Annotated in this window: 21 protein-coding genes and 1 pseudogene; 11 read left to right on the top strand and 11 right to left on the bottom strand. The window is 44.9% G+C overall.

Features of this window, described 5'->3' with window-relative positions:
• Positions 1 to 20: 20 nt before the first annotated feature.
• From PXH59_RS07210 to PXH59_RS07170, 10 genes and pseudogenes are all read right to left on the bottom strand, one after another.
• Positions 21 to 533 carry a contact-dependent growth inhibition system immunity protein gene (locus tag PXH59_RS07210; protein WP_285810969.1) on the bottom strand — a complete coding sequence of 171 codons (513 nt, stop codon included), beginning with the start codon at positions 531 to 533 and terminating at the stop codon, positions 21 to 23.
• A 22-nt stretch (positions 534 to 555) separates the two neighbouring features.
• Positions 556 to 774, bottom strand: coding sequence for an endonuclease toxin domain-containing protein (locus PXH59_RS20070; protein WP_434223368.1), 219 nt, complete (start codon positions 772 to 774; stop codon positions 556 to 558).
• A 66-nt stretch (positions 775 to 840) separates the two neighbouring features.
• Positions 841 to 1,353, bottom strand: coding sequence for a contact-dependent growth inhibition system immunity protein (locus PXH59_RS07205; RefSeq protein ID WP_285810968.1), 513 nt, complete (start codon positions 1,351 to 1,353; stop codon positions 841 to 843).
• Complete coding sequence (locus PXH59_RS07200; RefSeq protein ID WP_285810967.1) at positions 1,350 to 5,189, bottom strand: DUF637 domain-containing protein; 3,840 nt, start codon at positions 5,187 to 5,189, stop codon at positions 1,350 to 1,352. Before PXH59_RS07200 ends, PXH59_RS07205 begins: the two co-directional genes overlap by 4 nt.
• Positions 5,179 to 6,498: a filamentous hemagglutinin N-terminal domain-containing protein gene (locus PXH59_RS07195; RefSeq protein ID WP_285810966.1), complete on the bottom strand. Its 1,320-nt coding sequence runs from the start codon at positions 6,496 to 6,498 to the stop codon at positions 5,179 to 5,181. Before PXH59_RS07195 ends, PXH59_RS07200 begins: the two co-directional genes overlap by 11 nt.
• A 30-nt stretch (positions 6,499 to 6,528) precedes the next feature.
• The gene (locus PXH59_RS07190; RefSeq protein WP_285810965.1) at positions 6,529 to 8,226 is read right to left on the bottom strand and encodes a ShlB/FhaC/HecB family hemolysin secretion/activation protein; all 1,698 of its coding nucleotides are present in this window, start codon (positions 8,224 to 8,226) and stop codon (positions 6,529 to 6,531) included.
• 213 nt (positions 8,227 to 8,439) lie between these two features.
• The gene (locus PXH59_RS07185) at positions 8,440 to 8,673 is read right to left on the bottom strand and encodes a hypothetical protein (protein ID WP_285810964.1); all 234 of its coding nucleotides are present in this window, start codon (positions 8,671 to 8,673) and stop codon (positions 8,440 to 8,442) included.
• A 297-nt stretch (positions 8,674 to 8,970) separates the two neighbouring features.
• Positions 8,971 to 11,409: a toprim domain-containing protein gene (locus PXH59_RS07180; protein WP_285810963.1), complete on the bottom strand. Its 2,439-nt coding sequence runs from the start codon at positions 11,407 to 11,409 to the stop codon at positions 8,971 to 8,973.
• 109 nt (positions 11,410 to 11,518) lie between these two features.
• Positions 11,519 to 11,719: a helix-turn-helix transcriptional regulator gene (locus PXH59_RS07175; protein WP_285810962.1), complete on the bottom strand. Its 201-nt coding sequence runs from the start codon at positions 11,717 to 11,719 to the stop codon at positions 11,519 to 11,521.
• Positions 11,720 to 11,941: 222 nt separating this feature from the next.
• Positions 11,942 to 13,157: pseudogene (locus tag PXH59_RS07170) on the bottom strand (tyrosine-type recombinase/integrase).
• A gap of 176 nt (positions 13,158 to 13,333) precedes the next feature.
• Here PXH59_RS07170 and PXH59_RS07165 point away from each other — a divergent pair.
• Genes PXH59_RS07165 through PXH59_RS07130 form a run of 8 tightly spaced genes read left to right on the top strand, consistent with a single transcriptional unit; the run spans position 13,334 to position 21,355 of the window.
• The gene (locus PXH59_RS07165) at positions 13,334 to 14,710 is read left to right on the top strand and encodes a hydroxymethylglutaryl-CoA lyase-like TIM-barrel protein (RefSeq protein WP_285810961.1); all 1,377 of its coding nucleotides are present in this window, start codon (positions 13,334 to 13,336) and stop codon (positions 14,708 to 14,710) included.
• Positions 14,707 to 15,096, top strand: a complete 390-nt coding sequence (locus tag PXH59_RS07160) for a class I SAM-dependent methyltransferase (protein ID WP_285810960.1) — start codon at positions 14,707 to 14,709, stop codon at positions 15,094 to 15,096. Before PXH59_RS07165 ends, PXH59_RS07160 begins: the two co-directional genes overlap by 4 nt.
• 13 nt (positions 15,097 to 15,109) lie before the next feature.
• Entirely contained in the window at positions 15,110 to 15,454 is a 345-nt protein-coding gene (locus PXH59_RS07155; RefSeq protein ID WP_285810959.1) for a hypothetical protein, read from the top strand.
• A gap of 8 nt (positions 15,455 to 15,462) precedes the next feature.
• Complete coding sequence (locus PXH59_RS07150; RefSeq protein WP_285810958.1) at positions 15,463 to 16,941, top strand: ANL family adenylate-forming protein; 1,479 nt, start codon at positions 15,463 to 15,465, stop codon at positions 16,939 to 16,941.
• Entirely contained in the window at positions 16,941 to 18,536 is a 1,596-nt protein-coding gene (locus tag PXH59_RS07145; protein WP_285810957.1) for an asparagine synthetase B family protein, read from the top strand. Before PXH59_RS07150 ends, PXH59_RS07145 begins: the two co-directional genes overlap by 1 nt.
• Positions 18,533 to 19,486, top strand: coding sequence for a TauD/TfdA family dioxygenase (locus PXH59_RS07140; RefSeq protein ID WP_285810956.1), 954 nt, complete (start codon positions 18,533 to 18,535; stop codon positions 19,484 to 19,486). Before PXH59_RS07145 ends, PXH59_RS07140 begins: the two co-directional genes overlap by 4 nt.
• Before the next feature lie 4 nt (positions 19,487 to 19,490).
• Positions 19,491 to 20,732 carry an MDR family MFS transporter gene (locus tag PXH59_RS07135; protein ID WP_285810955.1) on the top strand — a complete coding sequence of 414 codons (1,242 nt, stop codon included), beginning with the start codon at positions 19,491 to 19,493 and terminating at the stop codon, positions 20,730 to 20,732.
• Complete coding sequence (locus PXH59_RS07130) at positions 20,729 to 21,355, top strand: alpha/beta fold hydrolase (protein ID WP_285810954.1); 627 nt, start codon at positions 20,729 to 20,731, stop codon at positions 21,353 to 21,355. The genes PXH59_RS07135 and PXH59_RS07130 overlap by 4 nt, the downstream gene beginning before the upstream one ends.
• A 509-nt stretch (positions 21,356 to 21,864) precedes the next feature.
• On the opposite strand, the gene PXH59_RS07125 is transcribed toward PXH59_RS07130, so the two are convergent.
• Positions 21,865 to 22,071 (bottom strand): hypothetical protein, encoded by a 207-nt coding sequence (locus PXH59_RS07125; protein ID WP_285810953.1) that lies wholly within the window; start codon positions 22,069 to 22,071, stop codon positions 21,865 to 21,867.
• 239 nt (positions 22,072 to 22,310) lie between these two features.
• Between PXH59_RS07125 and PXH59_RS07120 the strand changes: the two genes are divergently transcribed.
• From PXH59_RS07120 to PXH59_RS07110, 3 genes are all read left to right on the top strand, one after another.
• Positions 22,311 to 23,180 (top strand): integrase domain-containing protein, encoded by an 870-nt coding sequence (locus tag PXH59_RS07120; protein ID WP_285811671.1) that lies wholly within the window; start codon positions 22,311 to 22,313, stop codon positions 23,178 to 23,180.
• A gap of 260 nt (positions 23,181 to 23,440) precedes the next feature.
• Complete coding sequence (locus PXH59_RS07115) at positions 23,441 to 23,707, top strand: helix-turn-helix domain-containing protein (protein WP_285810952.1); 267 nt, start codon at positions 23,441 to 23,443, stop codon at positions 23,705 to 23,707.
• 518 nt (positions 23,708 to 24,225) lie between these two features.
• Positions 24,226 to 24,429: a helix-turn-helix domain-containing protein gene (locus PXH59_RS07110; RefSeq protein ID WP_254852611.1), complete on the top strand. Its 204-nt coding sequence runs from the start codon at positions 24,226 to 24,228 to the stop codon at positions 24,427 to 24,429.
• Positions 24,430 to 24,464: the final 35 nt, after the last annotated feature.

Below are 24,464 nucleotides of genomic sequence, written 5' to 3'. Positions count from 1 at the left end.
CCTTATTAAATTTATATGCCTTATGGTAAATAGACAAAACTTTTACAACGGGTAAAGGCCTCTTTTATTGCTTTGCCCAACTCTTCATCAGTGACATTATCAGAGAGGATGATATTACAATCAGCAGACATGCCTTTTGCTCCCCACGTATCAAGTTTTTCATGAGCCTCTGGCGTAATTGTTAGGTTATCCTCTAACTGCTTTACAAAGCACTTGTTCATCTTCTTAAATAGCGCACGTTTAGTCTTGTATCCCCATTTTTCCATTACCTCTGTAATCCATTTTTTAGAGCGAGATTCAATCATATCGCGATGAAAAAAAACATGATCTTCAGGATCAACTAATCGACTTTTAGATAACGCCTGTCGGACAGTAAAACCTAAGTCTTTATCAGAGGCGTCTTTAGCCAAGTAAAGGGTGTCTGCCTCGTGGTCTGCCACCAATAAGCGATAACCTGACAATGTTCTCACATAATAAAAATCTCCATTAAAACTAATACTTGCATTTAAACCTTGTCCGAAGTCATCGATCATGGAGCATCTCCTCTTACAACAGTTACTTTGATATCAATGTTTTTTTCTCGATCATAGCATTGGTTACCTTTAGAGCACCCTTGGTTGTACTCTGAAATCCAACCATGTCATTAATATAACCGTTTAGTTGGCTACTTATCTGTTTAGGGTTTTCTATCCTTGATTTTGTTGTAGTGTTTAACGTTTTTACGCTGATCGCCTGTCCTGTTGATTTGTTAAAATAATCATTTAGTGTGACAATTATTTATTCACATAACAGATAGAAAAAGTGGTACAAAAATGCACCACCTTATTAAATTTATATGCCTTATGGTAAATAAACAAAACTTTTACAACGGGTAAAGGCTTCTTTTACCGCCTTACCCAGTTCTTCATCAGTAATACTATTGGGAAAAACAATCTTACGGTCGCGAGGCATACCTTTTCCCCCCCACGCCTCCAATTTTTCATGTGCCAATGGAACAATAGAAATTTTATCATCTAATAATTTCACACTGCATTTGTTCATTTTTTTGAATAACGCCCGCTTAGTTTTATATCCGCCTTTTTTCATTGCTTCTGTAATCCAGTTTTTATAACGAACAGAAACCATATCGCGATGGAAAAAATCATTATCTTCGGGATCAACGAGGCGACTTTGTGATAATGCCTGTCGGACAGAAAAACCTAATTCTTTATCAGTTGTATCTTTGGGTAGATAGAGTGTTTCCGTTGTATTGTCTACTACCAATAAACGATAACCAGACATTGTTTCTACATAATAAAAATCGTCATTAAAACCAATAGAAGCATTGAAGCCTAAGCCAATATCATCAATCATGGCGCATCTCCTCTTACAACGGTTATTTTAACATCAATATTTTTGTCCGCAGCATAGCTGATAGATTTATTTATTTCGACCCATTGTGCTGGAGTAGTTTTTTCAGGTACGGCGAGATACATCGTTTTTTGTTTGATCATATCAGGTGTTAGCTCAATTCCATCTTTCCTTGCTATATCATCAAATTTTTCTATTTTATTGATATAACCATTTAGTTGGTTACTTATCTGCTTAGGATTTTCCATCCTTGATTTTGTTGTAGTGTTTAACGTTTTTACGCTGATCGCCTGTCCTGTCGATTGGTTAAAATAATCGAATGTTTCAAAACCATAAGGCAAGCGGGCACTTTCTGGCAGCTTTAACTCTTTCCCCACAAAATCCTCAAACGGGTAACCCTGTCTGTAGTTGCCTTCCGTCCATGACATACCGGTTTTACTGCCATCTTTTTCAATACGAACAACATCTTTGATACTGACCAGGCCTTCCGTATTTTTCAGCCCCTTAAATTTGCCGCCAACCGCTTTGAATGTACTCGTTGTCGCTGTCGCACTGCCTTTTACCAGCGTCAGATACCCAATCACTTTCGTGGTTAACTTCCCTGCTTCCACCCCGGCATTAAAAGCGCCATCCACACCGGCTTTTTCATAGTCCCGTTCAATGGTATCCAGTCGTTTAATGAAATCGGCTTTTTCTGCCTGATAAACCGTATCCAGAATACCGTCACTATTAATCAGGGTTTTTAGTGCCTGTAGTGTCTCTTTATAATTGACGGTGGCACCAATAATGGCTACCGCAGTATCATAAAGTTCAGTAGGAACCCCGGCCACAAATCCCGCCAGTGCTGCTCCATCCTGATTTGCACTGGTCAATCCCCATTTGATATGGATCAGACTTCTCTTCAATGCATTGGATTCAGCCGCCAGTTCTTTATTCCGCAAGGCCTTTTGATGATGGGCTAAATAATTATAGCGGAAAGTGGTCTCTGCTGCTGTAGCACCGCTATAGACCCCTCCCGCTTCTCCCGTAAATACGCCACCGGCAACACCCCCTAACGCCCGGATAATTTGTGCCTGTATACGTGCAGATTTTCCCCATTCTTCTGCTTTAATCGTATTTTCACCCAGAGAAATGGCGGCCAGTTCAGCGGCCAGAGCGCCAACGACAGCCCCTTTCGCATCGGCATCCGTTATTTCAGCCACCATACCACTGAGAACCGCATGGCTAACGGTCTTACCTGCGTGTCCCAGAATGTCTCCATTACTACCAATGAGATCGGCACCATGCGCATGAAGTTGACTGCCAATATTATTCAAAAATGCCGTTTTCAAATTATCCGTAAAACTGCCGCCATTAATGGCCGTCCCCAACGTTGAACTCACGAGGGAATGTGCGGCAACGCGCTGGACCACCTTAATCCAGTCGTTATTCACCAAAGGAAGCTGGGCTTTTGCGGGATCAACGACGCCGGTCTTTTCAGAGATGTTTCCCCATCCCATTGAGTGATCCAGACCAGCCAGGGCACCGCCCATAGCCATTGTCGTCACGAGTGATTTTACGGAGTCTCGCTTTGCCAGGGCTTCCAGTGTCCTGGAGAGATTGCCTTTATTTTCAACTAAGGCAACCGCCGCCTGCGAAGTCAACCCTATCATGCCACTATATGCCGCCCCATAAGTTGCACTTGCCGCGGCACCAGTTGCCCCAGTCGCTCCCACTGCGGCCTCTCCCGCCCAGGCAGCCATACCCGAGCCTGCCGTGACTGCCGCGACAGCAATCGCAATAACTGCCCCCACAACCGGATTCAGGCTCTGGTTTTTCTTGTCCCAGTGACTGTAAGCATCTTTAACCCTGCTCCACTGCACGTCATTACGATTACGCAGATCTTTCAGCCATTCCGTCCCCGGGGTATTGCCGAGCCTCACTAAGGCGTCTTCAAGTAACTGCCCCTCTTTGGCTTTTACATCTGCACTGACACCTTGCCCAGCATCCACCGTCAATGTACCGCCAACACGCACTGACGGTATAGACCAGACTTCCTCACTACTGCCTTTATCGCGGTGGGTAACAAAAAATCCTTCTGATACTGAAACCGTCTGCTCAAATGCCGTATTTGGCATCGCCCTGAAGTTTACTTTCCCCGTTTGGCTGGTAATTTTCGCGTTTTGATGGGTGTCGAGCCGGCTCGCTTCCAACGTCACATCGTCTTTTGCCATCAGGGTAATATCACCACCCGCAATAAATTCAGTCGGTTTACTTGTTGAGTGATGTTTTATCCGGGTTGCCTCCTGACAGCTCCTGAAGATTAAAACACCGCCACATTTCCTTTCCTTATCTTCCCATTTGTATGATTCTTCCATTGCTTGCGCATAAAGAAAACCGCCTTTGGCAGCAATATCCATTGCCCCTTTAGCCATCAATGCGGTTGCCTGAAATAAAATACTGCCCTGGGCATGTATCGTTAATGCACCGCCACTCTTAAGCTGGCTGACACGTTGCGTGAAGCGTTCACTGTTACCGTCTTCGATATGTTCCTGTACCGACTCGAAGCGGATATCCCCTCCCGTGGAAAGCGTCATATCGCGCCCGGATGTCAGGCTTGAGCCATAGGTTGACAAATTTCCTGCCGCAGAAAGGGTAAGATTTTTGGCTGCATTGAGGCTGCTGGTGCCCGCCGCATAGGATTTATAATCTAAGGCCTGGTCAGGCGAATATTTTTGCGCCAGAAAAACCACGTCTTGTCCCGCGTTAACGGCGATATCCCCTCTGGTCGAGGTTAAGGTAGCAAACCGGCCAACAATATCCCTGCCTGCACTCAGTTGCAGTTGATCGCCGGCAGTAATGCGAGCGCTGCCCGCCAGGATTCTGGCGCTGGCTTCTTCTAAAGGCACATCGGGGGCATCATGTGCATGCATATCAATATCGCGCCCTGCGCCCAACGTGACATGTTGTCCGGCATTAATCTCTCTTCTGAGTAACTTAATATCATTGCCGGCAAATAAATTAATACTGCCGGTTGTCTTCAAGGGACCCACGTTCCAATTCTGGAGTGTGGGACTCACATCCAGGTTATGGCCGGCGCTTAATGTCAGGTTATAGGACGCATTGGGCTGGGTCGCCGTGTAGAAGCTCAAATCCTTACCCGCAGACACCCGTAAATTGTTAGTGGCTGAAATGGAGGGGCCATAACCGTTGCCTATTGTGATATTGCCTTCACGCACGGCATACTCAACATTGTCCCCTTTCAATACCACGTTCTTAGCGTTGAGGTATCGACCTGCAATGAATGTCAGATCGTGCTTTGCTTCCCATTGTGTGTCTTGTACATCAATGGCATTTCCCGCGTCTAACGTAATGTTATTTGCCTGATTTGATGTCAGCCCAATGATCTCGATATTGTTACCCGCTAACATCCGCAAATTATTATCAGCCGCAGTCACCCCCTTTTTCACCGTGATGTTTCCAGTACGCGCGACCAGTTCAACCGCTTTCTTCCCTGTCAGCGTTGCGGAATCTATCCTGATATTATCGCCTGCAACCAATGCCAGATTATTATCTGCCAGCATCATTCCCTGGGAAATAGCAATATTACGGTCAGCGATGACAGACAGTTCATTTTCCGCTTTCACTTTAAGGTAACCGGGACCTGCTATTTCACCGGCATGAAGCAGGATATTTCCCCCGATGATTGATGTCATGCCCGATGATAAATCGAACCTGTTTTTAAAATTGGCAACAATATTATGCCCCTGGAGTGATGTGAGTTGTTTGTATTCCGTCCAGTCATAATGGTTACCCGTGAAAAAGCTGTTACCCGTTAAAATAAGGTTATTACGTGCCATTAACTGACTGTGGTCTTTGTTGGTGAGAGTTGAGGCATTGATATAAGCATTCGCCCCTGAAGAGAGGAGGCCCCCCCCTAAAATTACTGAATTCTTTTGTGCGCATGACGATATCGCCATATTGGGTTTGCAGTGTCCCCCTATTGTTGCTAACCCAACTCGCTGGATTACCCACCCAGTCTTTTTGCAGCCACAGGTTGCGATTGGCCTGAATCAGGCTAGCCTCTTCAGCTTGATTATCAAAACGATCAACAAATAAACGCATATCACCGTCTGAAATCACCTGACCCGCATTGTTCAGGGTATTAGCAGCCAATGTGATGTCTTTCCCCGCCTTGACCTGGCTGTCTTTCGCTATTTCAATGTCTTTACTGCTCACATTAATATCGGTTTTGGCGTTGACATTCCCAAGGGTGATTTTGCCATCCACCGTCAAACGGATGCCGTCCTGGTGAGTGGTCAAATTGGCGAGATTAACGCCAACACCGGCTTCCGTTCCCACCAGGCTGATTTTATTTGCATACATGCCTCCCATCGCCCGTGTATCAATGGCAAGTTTGGGAACTTCCCCTGTTCCTTTAACGGGAAAATTTCCATGTTCAAAGTCAAACAGGTTAGCCCCTTGTACCAACGACAGGTCTTTGGCTTTTATGACACCATTAAGGGTTGTCGCACGGCTGATAATATCAACATAATCTGCTGACTGTGCATCCAATCCACGCTGGCCAATAGTAATGTGCCCTTCTCTCACACCGATGGCCGCCAGTGCTCCATTTTTATCAATCATCGGTTCCCCGGTCGTCAATGTCACCCCAGCGGTATTGATAAAACGACAACCATCACAGGTAATACCATTCCAGTTGGCAATGACGACCCGAGCTTTTTGACCCGCCACTTCCAGAGGGCCTGCCAGCTCAGAAGGGTCGGGGCCCATCACCTCATTAATAATCAGGTCTGCTCCTTTACCGTTAATCAGGTTCGGATTTGCCCGAATTCTCCCGGCCAGTTCGGTTTGTGTGTCCGTGTTCGCGTTATTTAATATCACTCCCATGCCCCCAGGCACCACAAAATTGCCGTAATAAATATGGCTCACACCTGCCGTATTCGGTTTGGGGATATTCATAACATGAGAATACATTTGGCTGCCTGTTACCGGGTCCTCGTAATAGTACTTCTCAATATCCCCTTCCTGTAGCCCGCGAGCATCAGGATTGGTTTGCCCTATCGCGGGATGCAGTGGATACACTGCCGTCAGGTAAGTGATTAGATAAATCAGGCACTTCATTTTTGATGAGTTTTGTTCAGACATCATGGGTTACCTTTTCTTATCAGGGTTAACTTAAAATTCGAGTGAGACGCTGGCATACAGTGACCACGCATCAGGCTTTAGGGTGTGTGGGTAATACAATGGCTTGCCAATCATTATCTGGGATGACATCACCGGTTGTATCAGCGTGACGCCAAGAGCACCGCCCAATAAATGCGCCTTTGTCACGCCATAACGAGGCTGTCCAACCCGATGACCATAATCCAGTGCCCCCATAAACGTCAGTGCACCGATTTGACCAGCGTCGAGTTGATGGGTGATCTCCTGCCTCCAATAAAACCCCTGGTTGCCACTCAGGTATTGAGTTTTGTACCCACGTACCGAATACAATCCCCCCAGAGACAACCGTTCAGGGGAGGGCAAATCATCGGGACTCAACTGCCCATAAAATGAGGTTAAATACGCGGTATTGGGGGAGAGAGGATAATAGTAACTGCTGCTTAAATTGAATTTACGGAAGGTGTTGCGGGTTGCGAGAGGAGGGGAGGTTACCGCGTTCCCATACTCAAAGGTGGGTCTGAAGGTAAAATAACCGCCCCCCAATAGGGTACTGTATTGGGCGCCTACAGAGGCTGTTTTTATCACTGGGCTGCTTAAAAAGAGTTTTTGATCCGCAATCGCATTTTTCACGACCTTATAGCGTCCACCGGCTTGTAAACCTAACTTTTGTTTTCCATCCCGATAAAGTGTGTGGGTGATATCAAGCTGATGTGTCTGGTTTTCACTGTCATAGGGATAATTTCTTCCCATGATGGCCAGTTCTTGCCGTGAGGTATGGTAAAAGTAGTGATAACGTGCAGTCCAATAGCCATAGGGGACACTCGTTGACAATACCAGGCTACGGCTATGGTGCATGGGTCTAAAATCGGTATCCTGTAGCCAAGAGAAAGACCACTGTTCCCCCAGTCCTAAAGGAGCATCCAAGGTCAATCCGGCACTCGCCTGATATTCGCCTATCCCTTTTTGACCACTGTTATCGACGCTGATCTGTCCCCTGCCCGGAAAGCGGCCGGCTTGCTGCCGGATATTCACTGTGGAATAACCAGATTGTGTACCCGGCTTGATCTCAATGGTGAAACGGGACGAAGCCAGGCGGTTAAGGTGTTCCAGTCCCTGTTCAATATCCCGCAAATTCAGGATCTTTCCCACCATCCCCGGAAACAGCATTTTTGCCATACGGGGCGGTTTTCCATCAATTTCAACGGCATCAACCCGGCCCTCTATCACCGTAATACGGAGTTTGCCATCGACCAGGCTCTGTTCAGGCAGGTGAGCCTGCGAAGTGATATAGCCCCCCGTGATATAAGCGTTGGTGACTGCCCGCACTAATTGCTTAAGTTCAGTCAGCGTCACGCAACGATGCACATAAGGTTGGATCACTGTGCGCTGTATAGATGTGGATAAGGATTCTGCGCCTTGAAACAGGATTTCGTTAATGCTGACGCATTGGGTATCAGTAGTCGGTTCACTCTCCATTGTCTGTTCGGGAATAGCCGATTTTTTCCGTAAATCCTCCCGCTGTTGCTGAGCATCATCCAGCACGGTTTTTTGCTGCTGACGCTGACTGTCCAGTATCGCTGACGGGGACTCTAAACGCGGTTCTGGCGTTTGATGATTAAAGGGAGGCTCATCGGCTTGGGCGAGGTGTATGACAAACAGAGCCCAGCCTAATAGCCCAACTTTTATTTGGTTGAATATTTTCATTGCCATAGTTGAATTAATTAATCAGTTAATAAGTATTTAAAAAAAGCGAGATAGACTATTTTTATATCTCTTAGCTGATTTTCAATATGGCCTAAATCACAAAGTCATATTTATGGATTATAAAACCGAAAATATATTATAAATAAAATATTCACCATCCTGTAAACTTATTAATTCTAAAATAAAGCCAATTCCACTACCTCATAGATTAATATAGAACTAATGAAAATTATCTTTATAAGTTGTTGCGGAAAGCCTTGCCGATGCCTTAGTGACGACAGATTGGAAAACGGAGTCAGAGGGAATGAGAGCAAAAGGTGAACGGGAGTAAAACAGATAAAAATGCCGCTGACGCGCTGCGCTTGTCTTCTCTGGTTTGTCTGGCTCATACATTAGCCAGACAAACCAGAGAATCTGAAAAACATCCTTCCAGCCAAGAAAACCATTTTTCACTGCTCCCACCCTGTTAAAGAATTAGCAATAAAACTGTTCACCCTGTTCACCTTTAAGTATTTTACTTTAAATTCAATTCATTAGATGATGATAATTTGAAATTAAACTCATCACCACTCTTCACCCAACCGTTCACCTCCAACCAGAATAAAGGTGAACAGTGATGAATAGTTGTGAACAGTTTTAAAATAACTATTCACCCTATAATACTTTGATATATCTGGTTTAAATTATAGGGTGAACAGGAGTGAACACTTTTTTATATTTCTTTGAAAAATTCTCGTGATCAGAAAAAAATTATTCTTCTGGCAGGCTATTCCTTGTCTGTTTCGGCATCCATTCGATAGCGGTATCAAGATTCAGGCTCAGATTGCTACGAATGCCCTGTTTGCTTTTCTTGCGTAAGTATTGCTGGCTGTACTCTGCCAGTGCGCCCGGCATATCCATTCCGAAGCGAGTCACGGAAACAGGTTTGTTCAGGTTATTGCCTTTCATATAAGCAAGGTAGGCGTGATAAAGGTACTTACGCGGATTGAACGGCATAATTTCTGCATTGCCGATTAACAAGCCGTCGGCTTCATCGGATGCAATCAGGTAGCCGCAGAAATCGACCAGTGGATCGGTGCCGCGTTTGATATCTAATGCTTCTGCGGATTTTTGTTGCTCTGTCAGCAAGTGCCTCGCAGCTTGTGGATCAGCGAACCGATGTAGCAGATGCCGGATAATCACAGGCAATTCTGCTGCTATTTTTTCTCGTAATAAAGTATCTCGTTCATGCTCCGGCACCACTTCGGAAAAGTTGAAAATTACCCGCCGCCGTGACACGCCACCACTGCGATCACTGAAACTCATGGCATTGTTGTTTACCGCCAACACCACCGCAGGAATACGGGTTGAATAGGGCTGTTTGTGCTTCGGATCGATAGCAACTTCATCGCCGCCAGTAATCGCCTTGATGCCAGAACCATCGCCCACATAGCGAGTTTGGTCTGGCAGGATAATCAGCGAATAGCCGACAATTAACGCCCGTTCCCGTGGGTTTTCCAGCGCTGCCATACTGGCGGAAACGGTATTGCCTTTACCTGCCAGTATGGAACAAATTTCGGCAAAGATGCTTTTGCCACTGCCTCCGGCGCCGGTGACTTCCAGAAAAAGTTGCCAGTCATAACGGTTCGCTAACACCATAAACAGCGCTGCCAGCACTCTGTTTGTTTTGTTTTTACAGTTGGCAGTTGCCTGATTGAGCCAGCGCAAGAATTGTGGCGCGTGATCTTGCAGGGTTTCCCCCGAAACAGGGGAATTAAATTCAACGTCATTGGCAAGCAATAACCAATCATTTTTACGGTGAGGCCGGAACTGGCAGGTTTTCAGGTCAAACACACCGTTACTAAACCCAATTAAATGGCGCTCTGGTGGTTGCATCATGGGAAGCTGTAATTTCAGGGCATCCACGGCAGAACTAATACCGTGCGGTGAGTACGGTAGTTTTTCTTCCATAAAGGCCGCCACCATTTCCCGTTTTAAATCACGGTCACTGACCGGATGCCAAACAATACCGTCATAGTGATGAACGGTTTCCGAAGCGCCATCCAGTGCCAAATCACCGTCATAGCGTGCCAGTAAAACCTCCCCACGCTGGCTGGCTCCCATTTGACATAATGTCAGCTTAGACGGTTCGACATCATTAGGTTGAATAGCGGCTTTTTTCTTGGTTGATATTGGTTGGTAAAGCCCCTGAGTAAAGATTTGTTTTGCTGTGTCTACACAGTGTTGTTGGCGGTAATCATCCCAATCGGCTTGGTACTCTGTCGGTGGCAACGTAACCCAACCATTAACCGCAAGGGCTGCTTTTTCTGCTGAGATCTTGCCGACATTTATTTTGGGTTTCCCGTTCTTATCCAGCTCGTCGGGGCGATGCCAGTCATTATCTGCTGCAATAATGATTTTTATGTCCGGCCACCGCTCCCGAACGGCTTTGGCGACAGAGAACAAATTACCTGCATCCAGTGCTGCCACAACCACACCTTGATGTAACTGGTTAACGGTTAGGGCTGTAGCGTAACCCTCTGTAATGATAACCGTATCGGGGTGCTCCTCCAGTTCTGATACGGCAATAAAAGCGCCTTTCTTCTGGCTGCCGGACAGGAGTTTTTTCTCACCATTGGGTTTGATGATCTGCGCCCCTGTGACTTTTTTATCCAGGGCTGTCAGTGCCAGCACAGTGGAATTATCGAACAGTAGTCGCTGATCAAGGTGTTGCAAACCTTTTGCCGCCAGATAAGGCGATTGCCCGACGACAGTTTGCGCCATCAGTGCCGCCACTCTTTCGGCAATCGGCTGTGTGGGATAATGGGTTTCTTTGGCTGGCTTGGGTTCGGGCAAAGGCAATGCTAGTACATTAGCGACCACTTTTGCCGCCTCAGTAACAGAGATCCCTTTGGTTTTTGCCACTAAATCCAGCCCATCACCATAGTTCGGGGCGTCACACTGGCGGCAATGCCAGTTGCCATGATGGTGATCATCGATGAAATGGAAACGGTCAGTACCACCGCAAACAGGGCAAGCGCCATGTTTGCCCTTTGCGGGAACATCAATACCACAAGCTGGCAGCAGGTTTTGCCAGGAATACATGGCAGAGGTTTTCACTGTCTGGATCAAGTCAATTGGTTTTTGAGTGCCAGCTGTTTTTTGAACTGTAAATTTAGGGCGAGTTTGGGTATGCTGTGTGTCAGCCATAATTTTTTTACCTTGCTTAATGGTTGTTGGTGAAACGCCTCAGATGTGTCCTACCACACTGGGGCGTTGTGTTTTATAGTACGTTTCTTATGTCATAGTCTTTTCTGTGTTATGCCGCCCGTGATGCCGCGATACGCTGGGCGATCCAGTTATCAATTTCTGCTTCAATAAAGGCCACGGAACGCGGGCCAATTTTGACTTGCTGTGGAAATGCGCCGTCACTCATCAGTTTGTAGATCCACGCTTTGCTGTAACCCGTTCTGCGTTGCACTTCCGGCAGACGGATCAGGCTGGTTTTCAATGCTGCCATTTCATGTTTTATTCTCCTGTTATCGAGTCCCTGAGCGCTCACCGTGGACGTTGTTGGATGACAGGCGGATTATTTAAAAAGCAAGATTAAATGAACAGCGTTAATTGTTTTTCCGATTTGTTGAATTTATTTTTTTAGGAACTTCTACCTTTTTATCGGTATTCTGTATAAAAAGCGTACTTTGCTGGCACTGCCAACAAAGTATGAAAAATCACCGCTTCTTTACGCCCTTTTGCCAAATTTTCCGATCAGGACATTTTTGCCTCGTTCCAGCATCTCCATATGATCCGCATACCATTGCAGCATTTCCCGTCGACCATCCAGATATTGCGCGTGGTTGTAAGTACCCCGGATGCTGTTCTTGTCAACATGAGCAAGCTGAGTTTCGATCCAAGCTGTGTTATAGCCCTGTTCATGCAGGATTGTACTCATGGTATGGCGGAAGCCGTGGCCTGTAGCCTTGCCATCATAACCAATGCGCTTAATCACCTGATTGATGGCAGCTTCACTCATCGGCTTCCCTGCATCGCTACGACCGGGGAAAACGTATTTTCCACGCCCTGTGATTTCGTGCAGCTTAATTAAAAGGGCTTTAACCTGATGTGATAGAGGAACACAGTGGGGACGGCGCATTTTCATTCGTTCAGCAGGGATTTGCCAGAGATCATTACCGAAATCGAATTCACTCCATTCCGATTCTCTCAGTTCGATGGTGCGCACTCCGGTCAGCATCAGCATACGTGCCGCTGATTGCGTCATCAGACTGCCGCTATAACCACTTAATGCAATGAGAAAATCAGGTATCTGGTCAGCTAAAAGATGTGGAAAGTGTTTTTGTTTGGGCGCTTTGAGTGCACTGGCAAGATCAGTAACGGGATTGAACTCTGCCCGTCCGGTAATAACGGCGTAGGTGAAAATTTGCCGACACGCCTGCCTGGTTTTTTTCAATTTATCCAAAACACCGCGTTGCTCCATTTTTCGCAGCACAGCCAGCATTTCAGCAGGTTTAATCTCGGTAACGGCACGTTTACCAATATACGGGAAGATATCTTTTTTTCAGATATTCCAGAATGTCTTCGGCATAGCCTTTTGACCAGTTAGGGCGTTTATATTCGTGCCACTCAATAGCGACGGATTCAAAACTATTGCTGACCGCAAACACCTTAGCAGCCTTTTCAGCTCTTTTTTCCTCTATCGGGTCATTGCCATCTGATAGCTTTCGTCGTGCATCATTTCTCTTGGCTCTTGCTTCTGCGAGGGAGATTTCAGGATATACCCCCAACGCGAGCAATTTTTCTTTGCCTGCGATCCGATACTTTAACCGCCAATAGCGAGAGCCATTCGGGTTAACCAATAGATAGAGTCCGCCGCCATCGGCAAGTTTGTAGGGTTTCTCTTTCGGCTTGGCAGTGTCCACCTGTCGGGCTGTTAGCTTCATGGGGGTATCTCATTTCATTGAACCTGAACGTACCCCTAAATATACCCCTATAAGATCGTAGATTTCAACATACCTTACTAGACTACAGGAGAAAGAAAAAAGGACAATATTGCTGATTTACTGAGGTTTTGTAGACTCTGGAAGACGTTAAGATATGAAAGGATGGTACGCCCTACATGATACGTATTATTGATTGCACCTTGAGAGAAGGCATGCAAACCCGCCAGTGTTGCTTTACTACTGAACAGTCGGTACTACTTTCCCGAGAAATAGCAGCATTAGGGGTAGATACGATTGAGTGTGGGCATCCTTTTATTTCGTCGAAAGAGGCAGGACGTGTGCAAGCGGTGATAGCAGCTTCACCTGTGCCAGTGTTAGCTCACGCCAGAGCTCGCTTGGAAGATATCGATGCTGTGTTACAAACTGGTGCTCACTGGGTTGGATTGTTCGCCTCTATTAATGAAATTTCAATGGCAACGAAATTTAAAGGTAAGAGCCGCGAAGAATTGTTAACCATGTTTGGTTCTTCTATCCGATATGCCCGTGAACAAGGGCTGTTAGTCAGGGCAACCATTGAGGATGCAGGGCGTACTGCAGTCCCTGACCTGGTCAGTATGATTATAACTGCTCGTGAAGCAGGTGCTAATCGTATTTGTTTCGCTGATAGTGTAGGTATTCTACTACCCGATGAAACTTTTGATGTGTTATCGCTATTACGCTATGAGTTTCCTGATATTATTCTTGAATATCATGTTCATAACGACAGAGGACTAGCGCTAGCTAACACGTTAAAAGCGATTGAAGCGGGAGTTGAATGGATCTCTACGAGTTGCAATGGCATAGGTGAACGTGCAGGTATCACTGATACTTTCCAATTGATCACGCTGCTTGCTACACGTTTTGAACAAAATCGTTTTGATATTTCCCGAATTTTGGCGCTCTCTGAATTGGTAGAAGCGTATAGCCGAATACCAATGTCTCCAATGCAACCGGTTGTAGGTAAAAATGCTTTTGTGCATGTTGCCCGCTTGCACCAACTTGCTATGCAGAAAGACAGTGCTGCTTACAGCATTTTTGATCCAAAACTCATCAAGGGACACATTTCTCTGGCGCATTTTACTCCCTTACAAGAACAAGAGCTTTTTCTGGTTCCGTTGGAAAAATCTTCAACAGAACTGAAGTATCACCGCCACGGCCCAGGAAAACGCTTTGTGATGTTGGATAAACGATTGGTAGATGGGTCTCCCTACTATTTTATTGCCCGCCAATTTTCGATGATAGGCGCTGATGAGTCTGCAGAGACAGGTCATGTTGATAGCCATACTCATAATTGTGACTCCGTATTCTTGTTTTTAGGAGATGGTCAGGACTATATCGGCCTAGAGGTGGAAGTCGATCTTGGGGGTGATATTCGTCATCTACATAGCCCAGCCAGTGTTTTTATCCCAGCGGGTGTGGCTCACTCCTATCGTTTTATTCGCGGTTGTGGCACCTATATTAACTTTGTCCATAAAGGCGATTATCATGAAAGTTTATTGGAGATAACACAGTGAAACAATTTAATAAAAATGCAGAATCTTATGATATCGTAAGGGGAAAGATCACCTACCCCGATGAGTTATATCGTTCACTCTCTGTTCGAGCACCTTCAAATGAAGCAGCATTGGATATTGGCTGCGGCAATGGAGTCTCTACCATTCGTCTGAAAGAGTATTTTGCTCATGTTCAAGGGTGTGATATTGGTGATGCTCTCATTGAGCGAGCGTGCCATAGCTATCCTGATATAACGTTTAACGTATCTCCAGCAGAAATTTTCTCTCCGCCACGCAATTATGACCTGATAACCAGTGCAACCTCATTTTACTGGATGGATCGTCAAGTCGTGTTAATGAATTTACAAAAGTGGTTAAAATCCGGAGGGCTTTTTTTGCGCCTATAAATATGATTTTCCAATGGTTTATGGGCCATTGCGCGATTATATCGAAAAAGAGTTGATCTCGCGCTGGGCAAAACACCGAGATCCCCGTCTGACACAATATGATGATACGCTCGAACTGATGCGTAACTGTCCACACCTGCATAACGCACAACGTGAGGTGTTTGCCAATATTCTTTTCCTTTCTGCGGAAGAAATAGCCTTGTTTTTTTTGTCGACTAGCTACGTGACTCGCTATATTGAACTGGAAGGCGGAGAGGCTTACGCTCATGAATTTATGGAAAATGTCATGACAATTGGCGGTGCTAATTCGATTGCTGTTAACTTTGATATTCATGCTTTTACTGCGGTAAACCGCTAGGAGGACAGATGGAATATCTGCCCATCACGCTGGATACTACACTCCGTAAGAAAGCCCTTAGTTCGCCACAGCAATCTCTGTTGATTGATGCCTTAAGACCCGAATCAGCTATTGAATATCGATGGAAAGAAACCAATATGCTTGTCGATGCTCTGGCTTGGCAGTTTGCGGATTTACCCGGCAAAGGCATTGGTGTGATACTGGACAACAGCTATAACTGCCTGTGTATGATTTATGGCGTTATCCGTTCAGGAAAAGATTTGGTCCTAATCGATCCTGAATGGGGTATTACAGCAAAACAGGCAATTATTGATGAAATAGCGCTACAGATATTGGTAAGTGCTGTCCCTATTCAGGATGAGTTTGCCTCATTGCAATTTATTCCTGACTTTTCATCCGATTCTGTTGAGATGTTTGATGAACACGCAGCTGCAAATAGCAGAATGATTATTTTTACCTCAGGAACTACAGGTAAACCTAAAGGTATCGTTCTCAGTCAGCAAGCTATGGTGAGCGCTTATGCCATTGGTCAGCGCTGCCTAAAGATAGGAGAACATACTCGTGCCGGCTGCTTTTATCGAGTCAGCGGATTAGGAATACTTGGTATCAACTTCCTATTTCCTCTACTGTATGGTGGCAGTGTAGTACTACTTCCGCAACATTGCTGGTCTGACTGCATACAATTTTGGCAGCGAGTAGAACAATTCAATATCAGCTTTCTCTATATGGTTCCACCCATTGTCAATTTTATGGTTAAGGAAGGGGTTCCGCTCACGGTTCCTTTTCCATTATCCCGCTTATTGTGTGTGTCTGGTTCAGCCCGCTTGGATGCCGGTTTACAGGAGGAATTTCAACGCAATTTTGCTCCGTTAGCTAACATTTATGGACTGAGTGAGTGTGGTTTTGCCTTTTTATTTGGTCGTCTAAATAGAAGTAGATTTGACAATACGGTAGGTTCTGCTGTTGGTCTGACACTACGTTTGACTGATGAACAGGGTCATGAAATTACCCAACCTGATTCTCGCGGGCGATTATGGGTGAAAACACCCAGTCTGTTTTCAGGATATGTAAATCAACCAGAGCTAACGGCACAAGTGGTACATGATGGCTGGCTGGATACCCGAGATATTGCCTATTTCGATGATCAAGGTGGATTTTATGTACTGGGTCGTGTGGATGGAACAATAAATAAAGGAGGAAATTTGTTCCACCTTAACGAATGTGAACAATTGTTGAATACCCGTAGTGATGTGATAGATGTGTGTTGTCTGAAAGTACCCTGTGATATTTATGGTGAAGATTATATTGCGGTTATCCAAGGAAAACTTGGGCAAGAAAGTGTTCTGCTAACTTGGTTACAACAGCATTTAGGTATATCCCGTGCCCCGCGTTCTGTTTTCTGCTTCAATAAAAAACTCCCACTAAATGGTGCCGGTAAACACGACCGACGCGCTATTACTGAGCTTATTACCCAGGGAGTATTATAATGTGCGGCATTTTGGGTGATATTGGACCAGGGTTTGATGGTGCTCGTTTTCGTCAAGCACTTCAGAATCTTCATCATCGGGGTCCTTATGGTAACGGGTTTGTTGACTTGCCTGCAGGTGCATTAGGAATGACACGCCTGCCAATGTCTAGTGCAGCCTCACTACCGATACCAGTGAAATATGGAGAAACTTATGCCGCATATAATGGTGAAGTTTACTCCCCAAATGTGGGAATTGTGGATGAAGTTCGCTTGCTCTGTGAGGGAATAGAAAAAGGAATACTACCAGATGGAATGTTTGCGCTGGCATTATGGCAACCGCATAGTGCTTCATTGACACTACAACGTGATAGTTACGGAATCAAACCTCTCTACTATTTTTATCAAGCAGATCGTGGACGGCTGATATTTTCATCCGAGCTTACACCGATACTGACTTTGTTAGGTGAGTGTACACCAAATATCGCTGCGATAGCTCAGGTTGTGACAACAGGAGTCACTTTAGAAGGCGAAAGTTTATTTTCCGGTATACGCCTTGTATCCCCTGGGGAGCAGTTAATATTTAGGCTTAGTAAAGGGCAAGCACAGTTGATTCAACGCCAGTATTTTTTTCCTCAAACTGAACCATCATCGTATTCAATTGAAGAAACATTGGGTGAGGCTATCAGCCGTTGTAAAGCGACATTTCGTCCATCAGCACTGTTACTCAGTGGGGGAATAGACTCAACTCTGCTTAATACCTGGATGAAGCCTGATATAGCTAAATTCACTCTGGCCTTAGAAGGTGCCGAGGAGTCAGTGCGCCTACAGCCCAATTTGCATCGGATTTCTCTGGAACAAGCCGCTTTTATGCCTGTGTTGCGAAAGGCGGTAAAAAACTTTGGTGCAGCAACCCGTATGTCCAGCCTGCTGATGTATCAACAATTAGCGGATGCAGTCGGAGATGCAGGATACCACTGTGTATTGCTGGGAGAGGGGGCTGACGAGTTGTTCTGGGGCTATCCACGCCACCTTGACCTACAACAATCAAAGCTACATGATGCAGGCAGCTTTGCCCGCATTTGGTTCGGCGACTATCAAAACAAAGCAAAGTTATTTTCTTCTAAAATTGCCTCTGAACTGAATGATCAAATTGAAGAGATTTCTAATTCAGCCCTAAAGAAAGGGTATGAAGCAGCTATTGACCATTTCGATCTGCATTACTCTTTGGAGCCTCTGCTGCGTCGAGCTGATCATCTCCTGATGTCACGCACAATTGAAGCTCGAACACCTTATTTACATGCTGGACTTGGTATGCTGGCAAGTCGTTCTACACGCCTTGCGGATGGTATAACTAAAGCCCCTCTGTGTAATTTACTCAAGAAACGACTACCAAACTGGCAATGGAAACCTAAGCAGCACTTCCGATTACCCTTCGCCTATTGGCCTAAAGCAGTACAGGAAATGCGTCACTATCTGCAGGAACACTGCGAGACATTACGCAATATCGGTCTGGTGAATTTAACACCTACATATATAGAAACGGCGGATAATACTCAACTTTTTACTCTAACTACGCTTTCCCTTTGGCAACAAGAATATGAGGTGAATTTATGAGTTTTTCTTCCTACCCGCGCCCGATTGCCTGGCGAGGAAATATCGTGTTTGAACGTTCGGCTCGTTTTAATCAGTCGCTGGAAGCTCTGCTTAGCGCAATGGCGGAAGGTTATCAGCCCGATAAGAGTGATGATATATTGCGTCGTGATTTGCATCGAGAACTTGAGCTGGAAAGTGGTGTAGTAGTGCATGATTCCCCAACGCTCAAATCCCTATCGGCTGAACCATTTCGAGCACTGTTTAATGAGTTTTGTCTTTGGTTTGGTATTCCAGTTTCAATTAACAAACAAGGTCACTACTTAAAAGAAGTTCGTGATCATGGTGTACGCGATAGTCTTAATATGCCACAACGTGGACACTTAACTAATCAAGAGCTCGCTTTTCATTCTGATAGAGCAGATATCACTGTGCTGGGTTGTTGGAGCCCTGCTGCTCGCGGAGGTGCTTTTCGCATTCGTTCTTCTGCCGATGTAGTATTGCAAGCAGAACAACGCCAGTTTACTTGGCTTTCCCACCTAAAAAAGCCCATTCCTCATGATTTGCGTGATGAAGGTGATCAATCTTGGATTGCTTTGCCACTATTGAGTGAAAATCATGATCAATTCGTTTTACGTTATATACGTAAATTTAACGACTCAGTAGTTCGCCATGGCATAGAGCAGTCACAAGAAATCAACCAGATGCTAGCAGATATAGATTCAATTGTTGAACAGCCTGGTCATTACGCTGAACTGAACTTCAGTAAAGGAATGTTGGTAATGGTCAATAACCACATTACATTACATGCTCGCACTTGTTTTGAAAATGATGAAAAACATGAACGTTGCTTGTTGCGTTGTTGGCTTAGCAGTGAATTTACTCGTCCATTACCCACAAGTTTTTTGCCTTTGTTTCATAGCGTAGACGCAGGAACTTTGCGTGGTGGCGTTCTGGCAGATAAGACATGGTGATCCGATGCAGAGTAAAACCTTTACCTTGGCACGTTTTCGTGCTCTACCTGCAGAAATTCATTTGATGTTGGTAGGCACCCTGCTAACGCGGGGAGCCTATTTTATGATCTGGCCTTTTTTAGCAGTGATACTGTACCGCCAGTTCAACTTCTCTGCGACTACCATCGGTGCCTTACTCTCCATCGCTATCATCTTTGGTGCAATCAGCGGTGTCTATACTGGTTGGTTATCAGATCGTTTTGGTCGTAAACGCCTTATACTTTGTGGAACCACATTGAGTGCACTGGCTTTTGTCTTATTAAGCTATAGTAATAACCCCGCACTGTATGGCATTGGTATTGCCGGTGTCAGTATCGGTTGTGCTCTACTTGAATCCAGCTGCAAGGCATTAATAGGAGATCGTATTAATGATAAGGCTTCGCGTGAGCTGGCACTCTATTGCCGTTATTACGCTATCAATGCCGGCGCTGCGGTAGGCCCATTATTTGGGGTGACCTTAGGCGTTGACAAACAAGGCTTAACCTTTTTAATTACTGCCTCAATCTATTTTATTTATGGTTTGTTGCTATGGCGCTCACTGCACTATACCGTATGGAGAAGTACTACACCAAAGCAAACTAGTACCACATCTTCCACGTTTTTTGCTGCCTGCGGACAAATGATCCGTCATCGACTTTTTGCTTTGTTGATGCTTTGTAATATTCTGGCAGCCTTAGTATACGCCAGCTTCGATTCCACATTGGTCCAATATCTCACTCGTAGTCATGTACCAAATGTTATGTCGCTGATTGCTACCCTGATTGCGATTAATGCTCTGACTATTATTATTGCTCAGTTTCCTTTATTACGTCTGCTACAACGTTATTCGACTGGAGTTAGGCTAATGACAGGATTACTAATGATGTTATTGGCACAGCTGCTATTCGCTTTTGCTCCTGTTACACAATTTTATATGCTCGCTGTAGCAACCATCATCCTTAGTCTGGGTGAATTGATAGTATTCCCTACATTCAGTGTGGAAGTGGATCAGATAACCCCAAATGCGTTACGTGGGAGCTATTTTGGTGCCGCTAACCTTTACCTACTGGGCAGTGCCATTGCTCCATTGTATGGTGGTTTAATGTTGGATCTTGGCAGCCACCAGATACTTTTTCTTAGCCTAGCCGGGCTTTGTTTGCTCACCATGATACTACAACGCACTGTAAACGCGATGAAACGGACACAAAGTGAGGTAACTACACCATGACTGCACGTATTCTGGTTTCAGGTTTTTTTTTACGTCGTAGTGTTTGGTCTTCAAATTTGATTGGGGAAGATGTAGATGATATCAGAGACCAATCAGAGTGTGACCTCCAGCATTGGCTAGATGAAGCGGAAATGCTCGCCTCGACTTTTAATAAACCAATAGAAATTATTGGTCACAGTTTCGGAGGATATCTAGCACAATGTCTGGCAGCACGATTGGGAGAAAAGGTTAGCCATTTATGGTTATTGAGTGCGCTGACTAGCCAAGGTGGCAGTGCTCTTGAAAGCTATCAAGAGAGTGGACAAGAGGCGTTATCAGAAATTTGTAGGTTGGATATAAGTAGTGGCCGTATCTACATACATAAACCTGAACTCTTCCTCACACTTTTAGGCCAATCTGTTCCTTTAGCACCAAGTGAGCCAGTGCAGTTATTACTTTCTCCGCCACCACCACGTATAACTAACTTGAGCTGTCCAGTTAGCTATGTAATCACACAGCAAGATTTGCTAACATCTCCTTTACTACAACATATTTTTGCCAGCCGACTAAATGCACGGTTAATTAATTGGATAGGAGGACATATGTCTCCTTTAATGGAGAACGAATGGCTGTATAGCAGATAAGTATAAGGGAATCACAGACCTCAATAAGAAAATTTACTTTGAAAGCGGTAGGAAGAGCTGTTACCTAGATTATCCCTATCGTTTTTTCTCAATTTCATATCAAATAAAAATTTGACCCTACTCGTTCCAACCGATAAAGTATTTAATTATTATCAAAGATCCATCGCCTGTCAGGATCGCCTTCGGGTGGCGAAACAAAACTCCCGTAGCCTGAAAGGGAGAGCAAGATTGTGGTACATCTGCCCACCTTTGGAAGCAGATATTGTCAGACATAAACCCCTTGTCTGGTGATGAAGGTTTCTTAAACTGAAAAAGACACCCAAAAGGTGTTTTTATATTGTCTCCAAAGTGTGTTGGACGTTGGTTCATGCACTGACTTTTCGTATCAGTACCAGATCACATTTTCATTTATCTTCAATAAACAACCGGATGTCTTTCACGCATCCCGTTCATGCTTCTGACTATCCCTGTCTGAAATATTCAGCAGACTACTTTCTACACCTAAACGATTAACTCATTGCTTCCGTTTGAACCCTAACCTTACGGCGTTTTGCTGTGCCTGCTGGCATTTCAAAGCTGCACGACTTTTGCTGACAGTCTACGGAACTTAAAGGCGTCACTTTTTGCCGGTTTACCGCTGAAAGTGACGCCGCAGCCAAAAGACAACACAACCCTGACAGGCTCACGCCTGCTTCACCAAGCAGTGAATCTGACACTGCATTTTATAGATTGAAAAAGGAGAACTTGACGATATCGAGGCTGGCATTTAGCCAGAGGGGATGACTTGTTCATACAGGCGGCAGTACTGCGTACTCAACCGATACCCCGCAATACCTCAACCTGCGTTCACTCTGGCGCACAGATATCCGTCAAGGGCAAAGCAGGTGCTACTTGTTTTGCCGCACTGTCGCGCGCCAGAGATCGCATGTTGTCAGGTATCAGTAAGGGGAAGCCAATGAGTCGATTGATTAAAGAATTAAAGTTTTTTGCCCGGAAGGCGGGCGGCAGCCATAAGACCTGCCATGACCGTATTCGGATCGCAGGTCGTTTGGGCGCGTTATTATTGAGCCTGAATATTCAGGTTAAAAGTCTCAACCATTTGAAAGCCAGGCATGTGGAACAGTATGTTGATGCACGCTTATCTCAAGGGATCGCCAAACGAACGGTGCAAAATGAAATGTCCGCACTGCGTAATATCTTCCGCATGGCAGGCAGGGAAAAACTGGAAACCTCGCCGCGTTTGAGTAATCAGGCATTGGGATTAAGCGGAACCAGTCGCGCCGGCACGAAACAGGCGATCCCTGATGCTATGTTTCAAGTTGTTTATCAAAAAGCCCTTGAGCGTGATGCCGGATTTGCCGTCACACTGAAACTTGCCCGTTTGCTGGGGCTACGTTCTCAGGAAGCGGTACAATGTAGCGCCTCTCTGAAAAGCTGGCGCAAACAGTTAGAACAACCCGAACCGAAACTTCTGGTTGTTTTTGGTACAAAGGGAGGCCGACCACGGCAAACCCGTGTATTGGATGTTGCAGCGGTAAAAACCGCTGTCGAACAGGCAATGACTATCGCAGAACAACGTGGCAGCAGGTTGATTGATAAACCTGACCTCAAGCAAGCCATGAACTACTGGCGAACGCATACCACAAAGATTGGTTTAACCGGTCGCCATTCTCCTCATAGTTTGCGCTATGCGTGGGCACAGGATGCTCTGGTGTTTTACCAGCAAAATGGTTTTAGCCGTCAGGAAGCAAGGGCTTTGGTATCAATGGATTTGGGGCATGGTGATGGTCGTGGGCGTTATGTTGAGCGGGTTTATAGTCGTTAAGCTTAGTCGTTCAGTTATTGTCTTAGGTAAAACAATCAGTTAAAGTATTCCTGCCATTAGCAAAATCTAGTGGTGAGGTTTCGCAGCCTCGAAATATGGTGTCCCACTGGTAGGATATTTCTACCAGTGCGTCTGCTATCACCCTTTCAATGGTGGTTCAGACGGGGGAGGCTTCGGCCTCGCCGGTTGGACACCACCGGTACTGCGAACCCTGTCTGAATCGCCACCATCAATATTAATTAATGGAAGGGGTAGCAGGAATGAATAACAACGTTAAAAATGATTGGCATCAAGCCGACATTATTGCTGCATTACGCAAACGTGGTACAACCTTAGCGGCTCTCTCTCGTGAAGTGGGACTTAGTTCATCAACATTAGCAAATGCACTCAGTAGACAGTGGCCTAAAGGCGAATGGATCATCGCTAACTATCTCGAAATACATCCCTCTGAAATCTGGCCTAGTCGGTATTTTGATAGTTATGGTCAGTTAATTGAACGTAAGATTCGCAATAAACCACAGGAATAATCTGCGTTAATTGGTAATCAACTTTGTAAAAATGATAAATATTGATTAAAAGCCCTGAGCATGGAATGGCAGTTTAATTTGGTCATTTTGAATCTCATGGCTTTTTTAAAATATAATCTTGAAAAAATCTCTATTAGAGATTACTCCTCATCACAATAAACCTTCTTTTACATACTGTAATTAATAAGGATTTTCATACCTTACAACAAATTTGTTAATATAATAACGAACCTTAGCATGGATTTGCGCCTATGATTTATTCCTGAATAACCTATCCAGAATCTTTTTCAAACATGATTGTTTTTCATGTATTTTTTCAGCATGAGAAAAATTTACAGTAGTGATATCAATCAGGAAGTGTTTAATCACCTCTGCAAATTTGGTAATAAGCCAATCTATCACTGATTTATGGTTCTTCAAATATGTCAATTTAGACTGAAAAAATTCAAGATTAAATTTAATTTTTATAGCTTAACCTGTTAGTATTAGTCTAAACAGGACTAATCTGGGGTGCAAACATGATTCGTTGCCATCTCGCTCGCTTAATGGGAGAGCGTAAAATGAAAATATCCGATGTGTTACGGGAAACGGGACTCAGCCGGAACACCGTGACGCTGATGTACAAAGAGACAGCACAAAAAATCGATGTAGAAGCCCTAGATAAACTCTGTCAACTCTTTGAATGCGAAGTAGCCGAGATTCTGGAGTTTACTAATAAGTAATGCTGTTAACATGTCCTCAGCATCCATCTGCATAA

Origin of the sequence: Xenorhabdus bakwenae (assembly GCF_030272115.1) — a bacterium.
In the GTDB taxonomy this organism is placed as follows: domain Bacteria; phylum Pseudomonadota; class Gammaproteobacteria; order Enterobacterales; family Enterobacteriaceae; genus Xenorhabdus; species Xenorhabdus bakwenae.
This window is presented reverse-complemented; position numbering and strand designations above follow the sequence as displayed.

Excerpts from the sequence above, each read along its gene's own strand:
- PXH59_RS07150 (WP_285810958.1), top strand. The coding sequence starts at position 15,463 with ATGGAATATCTGCCCATCACGCTGGATACTACACTCCGTAAGAAAGCC.
- PXH59_RS07210 (WP_285810969.1), bottom strand. The coding sequence starts at position 533 with ATGATCGATGACTTCGGACAAGGTTTAAATGCAAGTATTAGTTTTAAT.
- PXH59_RS07180 (WP_285810963.1), bottom strand. The coding sequence starts at position 11,409 with ATGGCTGACACACAGCATACCCAAACTCGCCCTAAATTTACAGTTCAA.
- PXH59_RS07200 (WP_285810967.1), bottom strand. The coding sequence starts at position 5,189 with ATGGCACGTAATAACCTTATTTTAACGGGTAACAGCTTTTTCACGGGT.
- PXH59_RS07190 (WP_285810965.1), bottom strand. The coding sequence starts at position 8,226 with ATGGCAATGAAAATATTCAACCAAATAAAAGTTGGGCTATTAGGCTGG.
- PXH59_RS07120 (WP_285811671.1), top strand. The coding sequence starts at position 22,311 with ATGAGTCGATTGATTAAAGAATTAAAGTTTTTTGCCCGGAAGGCGGGC.
- PXH59_RS07205 (WP_285810968.1), bottom strand. The coding sequence starts at position 1,353 with ATGATTGATGATATTGGCTTAGGCTTCAATGCTTCTATTGGTTTTAAT.
- PXH59_RS07155 (WP_285810959.1), top strand. The coding sequence starts at position 15,110 with ATGGTTTATGGGCCATTGCGCGATTATATCGAAAAAGAGTTGATCTCG.
- PXH59_RS07130 (WP_285810954.1), top strand. The coding sequence starts at position 20,729 with ATGACTGCACGTATTCTGGTTTCAGGTTTTTTTTTACGTCGTAGTGTT.
- PXH59_RS07115 (WP_285810952.1), top strand. The coding sequence starts at position 23,441 with ATGAATAACAACGTTAAAAATGATTGGCATCAAGCCGACATTATTGCT.
- PXH59_RS07175 (WP_285810962.1), bottom strand. The coding sequence starts at position 11,719 with ATGGCAGCATTGAAAACCAGCCTGATCCGTCTGCCGGAAGTGCAACGC.
- PXH59_RS07165 (WP_285810961.1), top strand. The coding sequence starts at position 13,334 with ATGATACGTATTATTGATTGCACCTTGAGAGAAGGCATGCAAACCCGC.
- PXH59_RS07140 (WP_285810956.1), top strand. The coding sequence starts at position 18,533 with ATGAGTTTTTCTTCCTACCCGCGCCCGATTGCCTGGCGAGGAAATATC.
- PXH59_RS07135 (WP_285810955.1), top strand. The coding sequence starts at position 19,491 with ATGCAGAGTAAAACCTTTACCTTGGCACGTTTTCGTGCTCTACCTGCA.
- PXH59_RS07110 (WP_254852611.1), top strand. The coding sequence starts at position 24,226 with ATGATTCGTTGCCATCTCGCTCGCTTAATGGGAGAGCGTAAAATGAAA.
- PXH59_RS07145 (WP_285810957.1), top strand. The coding sequence starts at position 16,941 with ATGTGCGGCATTTTGGGTGATATTGGACCAGGGTTTGATGGTGCTCGT.
- PXH59_RS07195 (WP_285810966.1), bottom strand. The coding sequence starts at position 6,498 with ATGTCTGAACAAAACTCATCAAAAATGAAGTGCCTGATTTATCTAATC.